This is a genomic window from Pseudalkalibacillus sp. Hm43, from assembly GCF_054170705.1.
The window spans coordinates 2,530,917-2,545,389 of sequence record NZ_CM135129.1 but is presented as its reverse complement, the minus strand read 5'-3'; the positions used below and the strand labels follow the sequence as shown (position 1 = coordinate 2,545,389).

The following is a 14,473-nucleotide window of genomic DNA, read 5'->3' as shown; positions in this document are numbered from 1 at the left end:
CGATTCGTCTGTCAGGAATTCCTTTCTTTGAACGTAAAAAGAACGTAGTCGCCCTACGACGACTACGTTCTCTCTTGAAAGTTTCGTTTATAACTTGCCACCCACTGGGTTTTTGGGTTTATCTTTTCCATTATTCGGTGGTCCAAGACTGACGATCAGATCGCCGACCACCGGGTTCAATTCCGTTTCCTGTGTATAGAAAAATACTTTTCCTGATTTGATGATGTAGAGCAAGATCGTATCATCATCCCGCTCTTCCAAGTATTGTTTATAGTTATACTTATCGGTGAGTTTCGTTTTACGGATGACGTGACCGCACTCGACCCGTTTGTTCAACTCTTCCCATGTCGCCCCTTTACGGAACAAGGTTCTGCCTCCGATTGTATGCACGAGATCTTCCAGATCGTCTATGTGGTCGTTATGCAAGCACAGCTGGTACACATTGTTTCTTCCGAATTCCGGCACAAAGTTTGTACAGACCAGTGCGTTATAAGAGTCGATTTCAGTCATGGAAATGAGTTGTTCATATGGCGTAAAGTCCAAATGATACTCGGTATGTTCTGATAAAATCTCCCCATGGTAAGAAGTCACACCTGCTTTACGAGCTGTAATCAGCCTTGCCCATGAAGAATCTGCCACAACCGTCGAAATGTTCAGCTCTTCGAATGATTTCGCGAGTGCTGTACTGAAGCTGCTCCCGCCGACAATCATCACTCCTGGCTTCCCTTCAACAGCAAGATCAAGCTTCTTCGCTAAAGGTACGATCGAAAATCCATGAGCCACAACTGTTGCAAACACAAGTGCAAATGTAAGAGGGATGAGAAGATTCGCGTCTTCAAACCCTTGGTCCATCAAGACACTGGCAAAATAACCGGAAACCGTCAGGGCTACAATTCCCCTAGGTGCAATCCAACCGATTAAGATTTTTTCTTTAAAGGAAAGTTCAGTTCCCATTGTAGAAAGCGCAATGGAAATCGGACGGACGATGAACAACATCAAAATGACAAACAAAATGATGTGCCAATTCAAAATATCCAGCAACGTTTCAATCGTCAATGATGCAGTCAACATAATGAAGATGGTGGAAATCAACAAGACAGAGATGTTCTCTTTGAAGTTCCGCATATCATCGATGGACGAGATGTGCATATTCGCAAGCACCACACCCATTACAGTGACGGCTAAAAGACCTGTTTCATGCATGATTTCATCCGAAATTGTGAAACAAGCAATGACGACGGTGAACACCATTGGGGACTTCAAGAACTCGGCAACATAACCTTGTTCAAACATCCAACCGACGAGCTTCGCACATAACCATCCGAAAAGAGCCGCAAATAAAGACCCTAAGAAGAAATGAAATAGAATGGTAGCCGTGATCGCTTCATCGGATAAGAATTTGATGATCTCAAATGCAAATACCGCGAGCAAAGCCCCGATCGGGTCTACGACAATCCCTTCCCATTTCAGGATCTTCGCAGGTCTTGATTTTAATTTTGCCTGCCTTAAGAGAGGAAGGATGACAGTCGGTCCCGTCACGATGAACAAACCACCGATGACAAAGGCGACTGCCCATGAAAGCCCTGCAACGTAGTGAGCTGCCAATGATCCTAGAATCCAGGCGATGAAAGCTCCAACCGTTACAATTCGCAAAACGGAATGACGAAGTCCTCTCACTTCACGGAAATCCAGGTTCAGACTCCCCTCGAATAATATGATGGCAACTGCAATGGAGATGATCGGATTGAACAACTCTCCGAAGTCATCTTTCGGATTCAATATGCCAAGGAAAGGACCAACAATAAGTCCAACTAATGACATCAATACAATTGCAGGGAAACGATATCGCCAAGCGACCCATTGTGAAAGGACCCCTAATGCGATTGTCAGCATAAGTAAAAATAATAGCGAATCTAGCATCCGTTTACTCCTTTTAGGTTCTCATTCATTCGTTGTATAAAAGTGAAGAAAACTTGGCAGAGCCAAGCCTTATCCGCCGGTTGAGACTTAATGGCATATCTTCATTGTCCCTCACCAGAACAAAATATACTCAGTTGTTTATGAACCTTTTCATAAATTATACATGACTCAAGAAATACGTCACCTATTTTATCTTGTCGAAAAGAGAAAAAGCTATCATTTTCGCTTAAATTTTTTGTAACTTTTTTGTGTCTGTTAAAAGAACTATAATTCTTCATTTGCACAGGATGTGCTGGCTTCGACTAGTCGAAGATCCTTAAGTTATATGTACAGTTTACTGCGGGTCTCGCTTGGCTCGCTTTTTCCGCAGTAGATTTCCAATCAACTTTATTTATAAAACACTAATCCTATTTTTTAAAAACAAGAGAACTGGCCCTTATGGGTCAGTTCTCCATTTTGTTATCTCAATTTCAATTTGGTTCTTCTGATTTTCAAGTTCTTCGGGTTCAGGCCATTTCCGAGCGAACCGAACAAATTCCCTTTGTGCGGGTCGATGAATTCCTTATCGTGGTAGTACACACGTGGGGTTTTCAATAACGCAATCAACGCTTTACCGAAAGGCATCTCGTGATAGCGCTCTGGCCACCTCTGTTTGATCTGCTCCTTCACCATTGGATAGAACTTAGGACTCATCCCTGGGAACAAATGATGTTCCGTATGGTAGGAGAAATTGAAATGAAGCACGTCCACCCATTTAGGTGTTGTGACTGTCAGGCTGTTTGCCAACGGATCATTGACCGGTACGAGCGGGTTCAACCTGTGGTTGGTCGAAATGTAGGCCATTACGATGAAGTTGGCAATCAATAGCGGCAGAAGGAACGCAAACAACCATTTTACAAAACCGATCAAAAGTAGAAGCCCAATCCAAGTCGCCCAAGGAAGAATGGCTTCCAACCAAACGGCGGGTTGTTTTTTCGGTTTGAACTCTTTCACGTAGACCGTGAACATTTTCAAGGAATGGAGCGTGAACATCAAAGCAAGTGACGCGAAACTTGAAAGAGCACGAATGGAAAACGGAACACGATAAATCCATCTCATAAACCGGCTCTTCTTAAATTTCTGCATACTCGGCCACGCGTCCGGATCCTTCTCTTCGTCTTGCGTATGGACGTGGTGCGTCAAGTTGTGCCACTTTCTCCATAGCTTCGGTCCAGTGGTCAATGGCCAAAAAGCAATTGCACCAAGTAAATCTCGTAGCCATGGTTTCCGTACGACTGTACCATGCAGGATTTCATGCCCTAAGAAGCCAAGTCCTGCAAAGCTTGAACCTAGAATGAAGCTGATCATCAGGTTCACCCATATATTCAAATCAAAAAAGATGATCGATACAAAGCTTGCTATGACGATCAGTAAATAAGCTAGTCCTCCAAACAATCTTGTAGGAACAGGCTTAAATGCATTTTTTGGTAAGTGAGGAGCAATACGTGCAGCATACCAACCAAATGAATGATATTCCTTCATTTCAACATCCCTTTCTGATGATGTAACCTCTTGACCGTCGTGTGAAATGGTACGCACACTCCAAATTATTTCTCTATCTATGAAAGATCTATACACCATTAAAATTTTTTTATTGAACTTCGTTAAAGCTAACAGTCTTTACAACGAGTTGTCAATCCATAATTATTACCAGCTAATAAGATTAGATACTATTTTCTCACGTCTTACATGAAATTCTTTCTTTCGGAAAAATTATAAGGTGAATCTGATTACATAGGAGGAAGAACATGACGAGCACAAAAAACTTCCCGCAATTCCCTGAACCGATTTGGAATGAGGATACGACGCTGCCGAAGTTCGGTCCCTTGAATGGCAATAAATCAGTTGATGTCGCCATTGTCGGAGCAGGCATCACTGGTATAACCACCGCTTATCTCCTATCAAAAGCAGGCATGACCGTAGCATTGATCGATGCAGGTCCACTGGTGAATGGGACAACCAGTCACACAACCGCAAAAGTAACTGCTCAGCACGATATGATCTATGACGAATTGATTAGTCATATTGGAAAAGAAAAAGCAAAACTCTATTACGAAGCAAATATGGAAGGGCTGGAGTTCATAGAGGCGATCATCCGCGAAAAAGGCATTGATTGTGGTTTCACACGAGAAGACGCGTATCTCTATGCAACCACCGACTCTTCTCATCAAAAACTGAAAAAAGAATTTGCAGCCTATCAGAAGCTAGGAATCGATGGGGACCTGGTTAGTGATATTCCATTTAACATCGATGTGAAATCTGCCCTTGTGATGAAAAACCAGGCTCAGTTCCATCCTCTCAAATACCTGATTCCGCTTATTCAAGACATCCATGCTTCCGGGGGATCCATTTATGAGAACACGACAGCGGTCGATATCCAGACGAACAACAGCCAACCTGTCGTCGTCACGAAACAAGGCTGGAAAATCACTTGTAATGCTGTCGTTACAAGCTCTCATTTCCCTTTCTTTGATGGTAGAGGCTTTTATTTTACTAGGATGCATGCTGAAAAATCCTACGTATTGGCGGTTAAAGCAGAAAAAGAATATCCAGGCGGCATGTACTTGTGTGTCGATCAACCGACCCGTTCTCTAAGGTACACGACAATAAACGGGGAAAACTACATCCTTGTTGGTGGTGAAAGCCACAAGACCGGTCAGGGCATCAACACGATCAAGCACTATGAAGCCTTACAGGAATGGGCACAAAACACCCTTGGCGTTAAACAGATCCCGTACCGCTGGTCGACACAGGACTTAATTACCATTGATAACATTCCATACATCGGTCGAATCAGTTCAAAGCATGACAATATCTATGTAGCTACCGGTTACCGAAAGTGGGGAATGACCACCAGTGCCGTTGCAGCAAAATTGCTCACCGACCTAGTCATGAGACAGGATAATCGATTTAAAGATGTTTTTACCCCGTCCAGATTTTTAGCGGATCCAGGTCTGAAAGACTTCATCGTGCAAAACGCAGATGTTGCCGGGCACTTCATTACTGGTAAATTGGGAATGAAGCATAAGAAAATCGAAGAATTGTCTAATGATGAAGGTGCTGTTGTCAAAGTAAAAGGAAAAAGAACAGGTGCATATAAGGATGAAAACGGATATCTCCATCTGGTGGATACGACATGTACCCATCTGGGCTGCGAGTGTGAATGGAACAGCGGCGATCGAACCTGGGATTGTCCTTGCCACGGTTCCCGATTCTCCTATGATGGGGACGTTGTGGAAGGTCCTGCAGAGATGCCGCTCAAGAAAGTTTCACTTGACCAGCAACCTTAAGTCCTTTCACTAATAAGAGGATTATTTCCTACTTAATAGGGTATTAGTATAGATAGAAATTACTACAAATCGGAGGGTTACAATGAAACAGGTATCAAGTGTTTTCTGGATATCAATAGTTATTGCTGTCATATTCGTCATCTGGGGTGCGATAATCCCTGAAAACTTGATCAATACGATGAGTGCCACCCAATCTTTTTTCATGAAAAGTTTTGGATGGTTCTATCAGCTTTCTGCTACTTTCTTCCTTGTATTCGCCCTGTTTTTGATTTTTAGCCGGTATGGGAAGATTAAGCTCGGAAAGGAAGAAGACAAACCTGAATTCAGCCGGCCTACATGGTTTGCCATGTTGTTCAGTGCGGGAATGGGTATCGGTCTTCTCTTCTTCGGAGTTTCGGAACCGATTTCACACTTTGCGAATCCCCCTATCGGTGAAGGAGGAACAAGTGAGGCTGCGAAAAACGCACTTCAATACACCTACTTGCACTGGGGATTCCATGCCTGGGCAATCTATGCAATCGTTGCCTTAGCACTTGCTTACTACAAGTTCAGAAAAGGTTATCCCGGTCTTGTCAGTGCTACATTAATTCCGATACTTGGAGATAAAGCGAAAGGTCCAATCGGAATCATCATTGATATCATAGCGGTCATAGCTACATTGTTCGGTGTTGCCGCATCGCTCGGGTTAGGAGCTGCCCAGATCAATGGGGGTCTCAGTTACCTCACAGGCGTTCCGAACAATTTCACGATCCAATTTACAATCGTCGCCATCGTCACAGTGTTATTCTTGATTTCTGCAGCAACTGGAATCAAGAGAGGAATCAAATGGTTAAGTAACGCAAACCTTGGATTGGCTCTGATTTTATTCATTGTCTTCATTTTCCTTGCACCTACTGTGTTCGTGCTCGATTTGTTCACGACAACACTGGGTGGTTATGTACAGAACTTAGCCAGCATGGGATTGAGACTTGCACCATTCAGTGAGGACAATGCTACATGGTTGCAGTCTTGGACCATTTTCTACTGGGCATGGTGGATTGCCTGGGCACCGTTTGTCGGGACGTTCATTGCACGTGTTTCCAGAGGTAGAACCATCAGAGAATTCATTACTGCTGTCCTGATCATCCCTACCCTCGTCTGTGCATTCTGGTTTGCTATTTTCGGTGGAACAGGGATCTACATGGAATACAACCTAGGTCTAGATGTATCAGGACAAGCTTTAGAAACGGCATTGTTCTTTGTATATGAACAATTACCATTCACGATCATCCTCGTTGTGGTTACGCTGTTGTTGATTCTTACATTCTTCATCACTTCAGCAGACTCTGCAACATTCGTTCTGGGTATGCAAACGACTTACGGAAGTATCGATCCACCTACCATTGTCAAAATCGTGTTAGGTCTCGTACTATCTGCTTCTGCAGTCGTGTTGATGTTCACGGGAGGACTACAGGGCTTCCAGTCCGCCATCATCATCAGTGCCTTCCCGTTAGGAGTCGTACTGTTGTTCACTTCTTACGCTCTCGTCAAAGCCTTCAGTGCTGACTTGAAAGCATCGCGACAAGAACAAGGGCAAAAGGAAAAAGTGAGAGGAAAAATCCGGGCTACTTTAAGAAGGAGCCGAGTGAAACCGAAAGAAAATAACTAAAAAAGTAATCTCACAGGTGATCCGCTTCTAGGATCACCTGTTTTAGTTTGACGAAAAACAGCGAAATATGGACTATTTAAAGGAACGATGATCTCCATCCTTTATTACTAAAGTTCAGTATCCGAGTAATCGAAAAAAGGATTTGAAGGTGCAAAAACGAAGTAAAAGAGATGAGATGGTTTTGAAAGCAATGTATGAATACCCTTTGGACAATGAAAGACAAATTTTAACGGATGAGGTCAGTTTATGTGGATTATTGTAAAAGACATTCTCGTCAATGTTCTTTTCATCCTATTCCCCACTCTTTTTTATATCGTCTTCATGCGTGAAGATGAACAAGTGCGGGGAAAGATTTTTGTGTCTAAATTTTTCTTAACGTTGATCCTGTCGCTCGTTCTGACAATGTCATTACCAGCCGTCTATTCAGAAGAATTCAAGTATGATCTTCGAATTATACCTATCATCATCGCGTACATGTATGGCGGTGCCTTTCCTGGGGTGTCATTGACGATCGCGATGTTTGGTTTGACATATGTACTTACACCTGAGGATTTCATGCCAACAGTAGGGAATTATGTGATTGCCTCTGTTGTGTTGATTCTTTTACATAAGATTTATCACCGACAATCGAACAAATATAAAATCTTGATCCTGTCTTGTTTTTATCTTGTCATCGCTTCGACTAGGACGCTATATCTCATTACAAGCGGCAATACAGAACAGATGGTATTGAATATCCTTTTATCCATCATCACCTTGATCACGCTCATATGTGTGATAGCCTTGATTGAAACCTTGCGAAAACAGCTGAGCTTGAATCGTGAGCTGGAACATGTCGAGAAGATGAACGCCATCAGTCAATTGGCAGCTTCCGTTGCACATGAAATCCGGAACCCGATGACAACCGTCAGAGGTTTCTTGCAAATCCTGAGCAACAGCAAACATATACCAGAGTCGGATCGCTCATTCATCTCGATTTCGATTGAAGAGCTCGATCGCGCGCAAATGATCATTAACGAGTATTTGTCGCTATCGAGACCGACACAAAGCTCCTTTGAAGTCATTGACTTTACGAAAGTGTTGAATGATTCTGTACAAGTCATTTCCACCTATGCAATCATCAACAATGTCGAAATCTCCAAAGCGATTGATGACGATTTGAAAGTAAAGTGTTTTAAACATGAGGTTCAGCAAGTATTGATCAATATAATGAAAAACGGCATTGAATCGATAGATAGTTCCGGTAAAATGCATGTGTCTGCTACCCGGCAGGGCAAATCGATCAGAGTGACGATACAGGACAATGGATGCGGGATTCCGAAGGATCAGTTAAAACGTCTCGGAACCCCTTATTTGTCGACAAAAGATCAAGGAACAGGACTCGGGCTGACGGTAAGCTTCGAGATCATCCGTCGGATGAGAGGTACGATCGATGTCCAGAGCCAAATCAACCAAGGTACGACTTTCACGATTTCATTGCCGAGCACAATGGATAACCATGAAGAAGCATAAGAGGCTGAGCCGATGGCTCAACCTCTTTTTTCAATGTCATGAATCTGATCTCTTAACTCCTTTATTTTTGCATTCAACTCTTCTTCGTGTGCAGGGTCGATCTCAGAAGTCATCAGATTGGAAAGTTTCAGCTTCAAACGATCGATCTCATTGTCGGTCCATTGTTCCTCATTGGTCCGTTGCCTGTGCCCCTTCCATTCCTTGTAAGAGCCTCTATAATCATAGAAACCGTCATCTAATGATAGAACCCTGTTTGCTACTTTTTCCAGCATGTAAGGGTCGTGTGAAACCGTTACGACGGCTCCTGGATAGATTGCTAAAGCATCCTCGATCCGTTCCCGGGTCTCAATGTCCAGATAATTCGTCGGCTCATCCAATACGAGTAGATTTGCGTTGGAGAAATATAATCTAACAAATGCGACTCTGCACTTCTCTCCCATACTTAAGTCTTTCACCTTTTTATAAACCGTGTCTCTCCTGAATAGAAAGCACGCCAAAATGGTACGGGCTTCTGACTCCGTCATACCAGGAAGCTCAAGAATTTGATCCAGAATGGTCGAGTCGGGTTGCAGTCCTTCGAGCTGTTGCATGAAATACCCGGGTCTGAACTGTGGATGATGATGGACGATTCCTTCTGTCGGGGACAACTGACCCGTAATCAAATTCAATAAAGTGGTTTTGCCTGTTCCATTCTTACCGACAACGGCGATCCGGTCATCTTTCTCAATCGTAAAATTGATTCCTTCGAGTAAATCAGTCTGGCGTTCATAGTGAAAGGACGCATTTTCAAACCGGACGAACGTTCTGCCGCTTAGAGCATTCGATTCCAGTTCAACCTTGATTTTTGAAGTTTCTTTCGGCTTCTCTACCTTCTGTTTTTCCAACCTTTCTAAGGCAGCTTCTTTTGCCTTGAAACGCGTCATATTTTTATTCGCTTTCTTTTTGGCGAACGGATCACGCTCACTTGCCGAGTTATGAGCCTTTTGGAACCACTGCTTGTAGTTAGCAACCGCCTCCATCAATGCACGCTTTTCAGCTTGTTGTTTTTGATAAGCCGCCTCCACCGTCTGACGTTCATGCTCTTTCTGCTTCTTATAAGACGTATAGCCGCCGTGATATTTCTTGGTACCGCCTTCAGAAAGCTCATATGTGATGTTAGCTACGCGGTCGATGAATGCACGCTCATGTGAAATGAACAATACCGTCCCTTTGTATGTGCTAAGCCAATCTGCCAGCCAATCCATCGTTTCTAGATCGAGATGGTTGGTCGGTTCATCCAACAATAAGCAAGCGGGCTCTCGCTGCATGACCTTTGCAAGCTTTGCACGTGTCTTCTGTCCACCGCTCAGATTGACAAGAGGTGTATCCCAAACGGATTTCGGCAGTCCAAGCTGTAGCATCCATCGATCAACGGAAGCCTCCCACTCATACCCATCTAGCTCTTGAAAATGTTGTAGCGCATTACTATATTGGTTCAACACATCCATTTGTTCAGGATGCATGCTCAACTCTTCCTCAGCAAAACGGAGTGCTTGTTTGGCTTGATACAAGTCTCTGTTTCCTTTTTCCACAAAAGAGCGGAGCTTCAAATCTTCATCTGCTTCAGAGTGCTGAAGCACAATGCCCCAGTCTTCTTTTTTCACGCCGTGATGGATGGAGCCTTGTTTGATTGCCTGCTTTCCCATTAAACTTTGAATGAATGTCGTTTTCCCTATACCGTTCCTACCGACGAGTGCAATCTTGTCGCCATGGAACACTTCTATATTCGCCTTTTCAAAAATGAGGTTGCCGTTCAGTTCTACACATACCTCATCCGCTTTCAATACTAGCATCGAATCCCTCCAATGTTTTTCATTTGCCATCGCTCGTGTACATAAAAAACCACAGGCGTCCGCCTGTGGTTTCAGATCATTGGAGTCATGCTTCATGAAAGCGATAAAATTCATGAAAAAATAAAACGACATATGAACACGATATCGAATTTAGACACACTTATCCCTATACTCTGATTACAGGCAGAGCCATTTTTCGTATTAAGCTACGCGAAAAATGTTTAGGGAATCCATGACTTGTCGATTCGATACCTCCTTAAACTTCTGTTTTTATTATATACATATGTTCCTGATAATTCCAACAATTATGATAAAATGTTTCACATGGAACAAAATAATAAGCACTTCATCGTCGAGGGGGTTTCAACGTTATGCAACAGCCAGGTCCATTATCTACTAACCAGCGTATTGCAACGATCGATGTCCTTAGGGGGCTTGCGCTTCTGGGCATTTTCCTAGTCAATATGCCATCCTTCTTCACACCAGCTTTTAAATACGATTTCTATTCTTTATCCATTCCTTATGAGGGACTGGATCAATGGATACGCCTTTTCTTCGATTTGTTTGTTCAAGCTCGATTTTATCCTATATTCTCCTTCTTGTTCGGATTCGGCTTTTACATCTTTCTATCCAGAGCGGAATTGAAGTCAGACAAACCTAGGAAACTTTTCTCAAAGAGACTGTTTATCCTTCTTCTGTTCGGTTTACTTCATCTTGTTTTCTTATGGTATGGGGACATCCTTCACACCTATGCATTGACTGGGTTTTTCCTGCTCTTATTCTATTACCGGAAAGCTAGAACGGTCTTAATCTGGGCGATTTCGTTACTCGTACTCTTTTATGCCTTTACAGCTACACAACTTCTCATCCCTTCCTCCTATATGGAATCTGTAACTTACATGAATGAAACAGTAGGGAACAAGAAAGTCGATGAGTCGCTCGAGATTTACACTGGGGCAGGTTATGGCGAACTGATCGGATATCGTTTGTCGAACGAAGTGATGCCGATCTTACAACTCTATCTATTCAGTGCACCGATGATTCTTGCACTCTTCCTATTGGGCTTGTACGTTGCGAAAAAAGGATACATAACCGAAGCAGCCTCCCATCTACCTTTCATTCGAAAAGTGTGGGTCGTAAGTGGTCTGTTAGCATTACCACTTCTGATTTGGCTTGCCGTGGTGCAACTTGAGGGGATTGATTATGGCTACCACCAAGAGACCGTGCATTTCCTGGTGCAGCAGATAAGCGGGTTATTTCTAGCCACGTTCTATATTTTTTCACTTGTCTTGTTCATGGTGAAATCTCCACTGACGAAGCTGATTGCAGCAATCGGTGCAGCTGGCCGAATGGCTCTAACCAACTATCTTCTACAAACGATGTTTGCGGTCACTCTTGCATTAGGATTTGATCTGTACGGGAAAGTGAGTCTGTGGGCGGGACTGTTGCTCACACTTGGTTTCTTCGCCTTACAGGTCGTGTTCAGCCTCTATTGGTTGAAGCATTTCAAATTCGGTCCTTTTGAATGGTTATGGCGTACATTGACCTACGGACGGAAACAACCGATGCGAAGAACAGACCAAATAGAGCGTGAGATTTCCTAGAAAAAAAAGCTGGCTTCGAAATTTCGAGCCAGCTTTTTTTGTCTATCTGATTTTTTGGATGAACAGTACTTTCAAGTAATTACCTTCCGGGAAAGCTTCTGTCGTTTTAAAATCTTCAGGCAAAGAATGTTCTTCAAGAATTTTATATTTGCCGCTCGTTTCTTTGAAGGCTTGATCGACGAACGACTTGAATTTTTTCATATCGAATCCAGCATAGTTTGTGGAAGCGACGATGGTTCCCTTGTCTTCTGTAATGGCAATCGCATCCTTGATCAGATCCTTGTAGTCTTTCGCTACACTGAATCGATGTTTTTTTGAACGCGCGAAGCTCGGAGGATCGAGGATGACGATGTCGAACTTGATCTCTTTCCGCACAGCATATTTGAAGTAGTTGAAAACATCCATTACGCGGATTTCTTGTGCTTCATAATCGATCTCATTCAGACTGAACTGTTCAATGGTCTTAGCCATACTACGATTCGCCAGGTCTACACTGGTCGTTTTTTCAGCTCCACCAAGTGCTGCGAAGACCGAGAAAGCACCCGTATACGAAAACGTATTCAGAACCGTCTTCCCTTTCGAATAATGATCCCGGATGCTTTTCCGTACATCCCTCTGATCAAGGAATACCCCGACCATCGCACCATCATTCAGGTAAACAGCGAAGTGGACCCCGTTTTCTTTTACGACGATCGGGAATTCAGCCCGTTCCCCCAAGACGAAATCATCATCTTCTATGTATTGTCCTTTCTGATCGAACCGCTTCTTCTCATAAATGCCTTTGAAATCCATATGGCTTTTCAATGCTTCCATAACGAATTCATTGAATCTGTAAATGCCTTCACTGTACCAGTTGATCAGTAAATAGCCATCAAAATAATCTACGGTGAATCCGCCTATTCCATCTCCTTCACCGTTAAATAACCGGAAGGCTGTCGTATTCGGGTCATCCCAGAATGCTTGTCGGGAATCCATCGCTTTTTTCAATTTTCGATTGAAGAAAGACTGATCGATCGCCTCATGTTCTTTCCGCGTAAGGACCCATCCGTATCCTTTGTTCTGCTGCCCATAATACCCTTTTCCGATAAACCTGTTCTGCTCATCTACAAGCTCCAGAAGAGCCCCTTCTTCCTTCAAGTCATGCAGGTTCACCACTGCCTCTTTGAAAATAAGCGGATAACCGTCATGAAAACGGTTGGCAAACTTTGATTTTATCTTTACCGTTACTGCTTCACTCATATTTATAACATCCTTACTTAAGAAGATTTCTTTTTACATAGTATCATGATATCGGAATGAAGCCATCTTTAATCATCATCACTTTCATCCTTTACCGATTGGAAAGTCGTACCTCCTGCAGTGAACACGGATCCCAATGCCTGAATCCAACTTCCATTGACCCCTAGGGATGTACTCGTGATCTGATCCCCTCTTAGACCGAGAATACCCCCGATCGCTTGCAGTGAATTCCCCCATGTTTGCAACGTATTCCCTAAAATATTCAGAAACTCATTTCGGATATCCTTCAATTGTTCAAACACAGCAAGCAGGGCACCTAGCGCTTGAAGCCAGTTCCCTGCAATCTGATATTCTTGTTTTTGCACATACGGGAGCTCTGCCACAATCCCGTAAATGACCGTCAAGTTCCCTACAGCTTGTATCCGGTTCCCTGTTGATTCTAGGGTGATGGGTGCACCAAAGGCTTGGATGGCATTACCTAGCGCTTGAAGAACGTTTCCGACAATCCTCAATTGCTTATTCACTTCTTTCGGTAATTGAAAACTCGGCGTACTACCGATTGCCGAGAGAATTGTACCGACAGCTTGCGTCCAAGAACCCGTTATTTCAATAACCTGGGTATTTCCTTTGCCCACTCCCACCACCTTCCTCTCTCATCTCTTTCTAAATCATATTCATGTCCGAAAGAGACTGTTCGAGAGGAATAATAGAGAGGTTATTTGAATTTGTTCGGGAACTGCTTGATAATGCCCTCTGATAAAGTATCTGCCAGTTTGATGATGTGCACTTCCCCATCGTCAAAAGCCTTGATATCCGCTTCCCAATTCTTCTCTAAGCGCGCGGCAGCTTCATCGAATGTAAGGACTAAATGTTCGTCCAACAATCCCTTCAAGGTTTTCTTGGACCAGTTCGGATTCGCTGAACTTAAGAATGTCGCGATATCATCTGCATTTCGGTACCATTCCTTGTTATATTGATCAACATTCTTTTGATCCTTGTTCTTTGCGGCTTCCACCAGTTGTCCAGCTATGACGATATGCTCCGTCAACAACTCAGCGAGCTTATTTCCTGCTTGTTCACCGTAATAAGGCTTGATCGCGTTTCCGATATCCTTCTGATTTTGAAGCAGCCTTGTAAGTGCAGCATCCTGGTCATCAGCGCCAGCAAGGGCACTTACGATATAATTCCTCGTCCAAATCGTATGGTCGATCCATAGCTTACGCATGTCAAATGTTAATGCGGCCTCTTTTTGGGTATAAGACTGTTGAACTCTTGTTTTCCCCTCAGTTTGTAATGGCGTTGATAAGACGAAAGCCATCATCATCAGTAGGATCGTTTTCAAGACGAATATCTTTTTCATTTTAGAACTCCTTTCATGGATAGGGTTGT

10 protein-coding genes are annotated in these 14,473 nt (G+C 43.3%); 4 read left to right on the top strand and 6 right to left on the bottom strand.

Annotation, left to right across the window (positions count from 1 at the left end; all coding sequences use genetic code 11):
• Positions 1-87 precede the first annotated feature (87 nt).
• Positions 88-1,920 carry a cation:proton antiporter gene (locus ACXQIQ_RS13535; RefSeq protein ID WP_439301825.1) on the bottom strand — a complete coding sequence of 611 codons (1,833 nt, stop codon included), beginning with the start codon at positions 1,918-1,920 and terminating at the stop codon, positions 88-90.
• Between the two features lie 459 nt (positions 1,921-2,379).
• Entirely contained in the window at positions 2,380-3,441 is a 1,062-nt protein-coding gene (desB, locus tag ACXQIQ_RS13530; RefSeq protein ID WP_439301826.1) for a Delta(10) desaturase DesB, read from the bottom strand.
• A gap of 266 nt (positions 3,442-3,707) precedes the next feature.
• Between desB and ACXQIQ_RS13525 the strand changes: the two genes are divergently transcribed.
• The 3 genes from ACXQIQ_RS13525 to ACXQIQ_RS13515 all read left to right on the top strand — a co-directional run bounded on the left by ACXQIQ_RS13525 (position 3,708) and on the right by ACXQIQ_RS13515 (position 8,409).
• Positions 3,708-5,249 (top strand): FAD-dependent oxidoreductase, encoded by a 1,542-nt coding sequence (locus ACXQIQ_RS13525; RefSeq protein WP_439301827.1) that lies wholly within the window; start codon positions 3,708-3,710, stop codon positions 5,247-5,249.
• Positions 5,250-5,331: 82 nt separating this feature from the next.
• Positions 5,332-6,897, top strand: a complete 1,566-nt coding sequence (locus ACXQIQ_RS13520) for a BCCT family transporter (protein ID WP_439301828.1) — start codon at positions 5,332-5,334, stop codon at positions 6,895-6,897.
• Between the two features lie 246 nt (positions 6,898-7,143).
• Positions 7,144-8,409: an ATP-binding protein gene (locus ACXQIQ_RS13515; RefSeq protein ID WP_439301829.1), complete on the top strand. Its 1,266-nt coding sequence runs from the start codon at positions 7,144-7,146 to the stop codon at positions 8,407-8,409.
• A gap of 17 nt (positions 8,410-8,426) precedes the next feature.
• Here the strand turns inward: ACXQIQ_RS13515 and abc-f are convergent, their stop codons facing one another.
• Positions 8,427-10,241, bottom strand: coding sequence for a ribosomal protection-like ABC-F family protein (abc-f, locus tag ACXQIQ_RS13510; protein WP_439301830.1), 1,815 nt, complete (start codon positions 10,239-10,241; stop codon positions 8,427-8,429).
• Positions 10,242-10,612: 371 nt separating this feature from the next.
• Here abc-f and ACXQIQ_RS13505 point away from each other — a divergent pair, with 371 nt between their 5' ends.
• Positions 10,613-11,845, top strand: a complete 1,233-nt coding sequence (locus ACXQIQ_RS13505) for a DUF418 domain-containing protein (protein WP_439301831.1) — start codon at positions 10,613-10,615, stop codon at positions 11,843-11,845.
• Between the two features lie 42 nt (positions 11,846-11,887).
• Here the strand turns inward: ACXQIQ_RS13505 and ACXQIQ_RS13500 are convergent, their stop codons facing one another.
• The 3 genes from ACXQIQ_RS13500 to ACXQIQ_RS13490 form a co-directional block, all read right to left on the bottom strand.
• A complete protein-coding gene (locus ACXQIQ_RS13500; RefSeq protein WP_439301832.1) occupies positions 11,888-13,084 on the bottom strand; it encodes a class I SAM-dependent rRNA methyltransferase in 1,197 nt (398 codons plus the stop codon).
• 68 nt (positions 13,085-13,152) lie between these two features.
• Positions 13,153-13,719, bottom strand: a complete 567-nt coding sequence (locus tag ACXQIQ_RS13495; RefSeq protein ID WP_439301833.1) for a DUF6944 family repetitive protein — start codon at positions 13,717-13,719, stop codon at positions 13,153-13,155.
• 80 nt (positions 13,720-13,799) lie between these two features.
• A complete protein-coding gene (locus ACXQIQ_RS13490; RefSeq protein ID WP_439301834.1) occupies positions 13,800-14,444 on the bottom strand; it encodes a glycosyltransferase in 645 nt (214 codons plus the stop codon).
• Positions 14,445-14,473: the final 29 nt, after the last annotated feature.

What these genes read in the sequence shown, in the direction of transcription:
- ACXQIQ_RS13520 (WP_439301828.1), top strand. Translation starts at nt 5,332, where the DNA reads ATGAAACAGGTATCAAGTGTTTTCTGGATATCAATAGTTATTGCTGTC.
- ACXQIQ_RS13505 (WP_439301831.1), top strand. Translation starts at nt 10,613, where the DNA reads ATGCAACAGCCAGGTCCATTATCTACTAACCAGCGTATTGCAACGATC.
- ACXQIQ_RS13515 (WP_439301829.1), top strand. Translation starts at nt 7,144, where the DNA reads ATGTGGATTATTGTAAAAGACATTCTCGTCAATGTTCTTTTCATCCTA.
- ACXQIQ_RS13525 (WP_439301827.1), top strand. Translation starts at nt 3,708, where the DNA reads ATGACGAGCACAAAAAACTTCCCGCAATTCCCTGAACCGATTTGGAAT.
- desB (WP_439301826.1), bottom strand. Translation starts at nt 3,441, where the DNA reads ATGAAGGAATATCATTCATTTGGTTGGTATGCTGCACGTATTGCTCCT.
- abc-f (WP_439301830.1), bottom strand. Translation starts at nt 10,241, where the DNA reads ATGCTAGTATTGAAAGCGGATGAGGTATGTGTAGAACTGAACGGCAAC.
- ACXQIQ_RS13490 (WP_439301834.1), bottom strand. Translation starts at nt 14,444, where the DNA reads ATGAAAAAGATATTCGTCTTGAAAACGATCCTACTGATGATGATGGCT.
- ACXQIQ_RS13500 (WP_439301832.1), bottom strand. Translation starts at nt 13,084, where the DNA reads ATGAGTGAAGCAGTAACGGTAAAGATAAAATCAAAGTTTGCCAACCGT.
- ACXQIQ_RS13535 (WP_439301825.1), bottom strand. Translation starts at nt 1,920, where the DNA reads ATGCTAGATTCGCTATTATTTTTACTTATGCTGACAATCGCATTAGGG.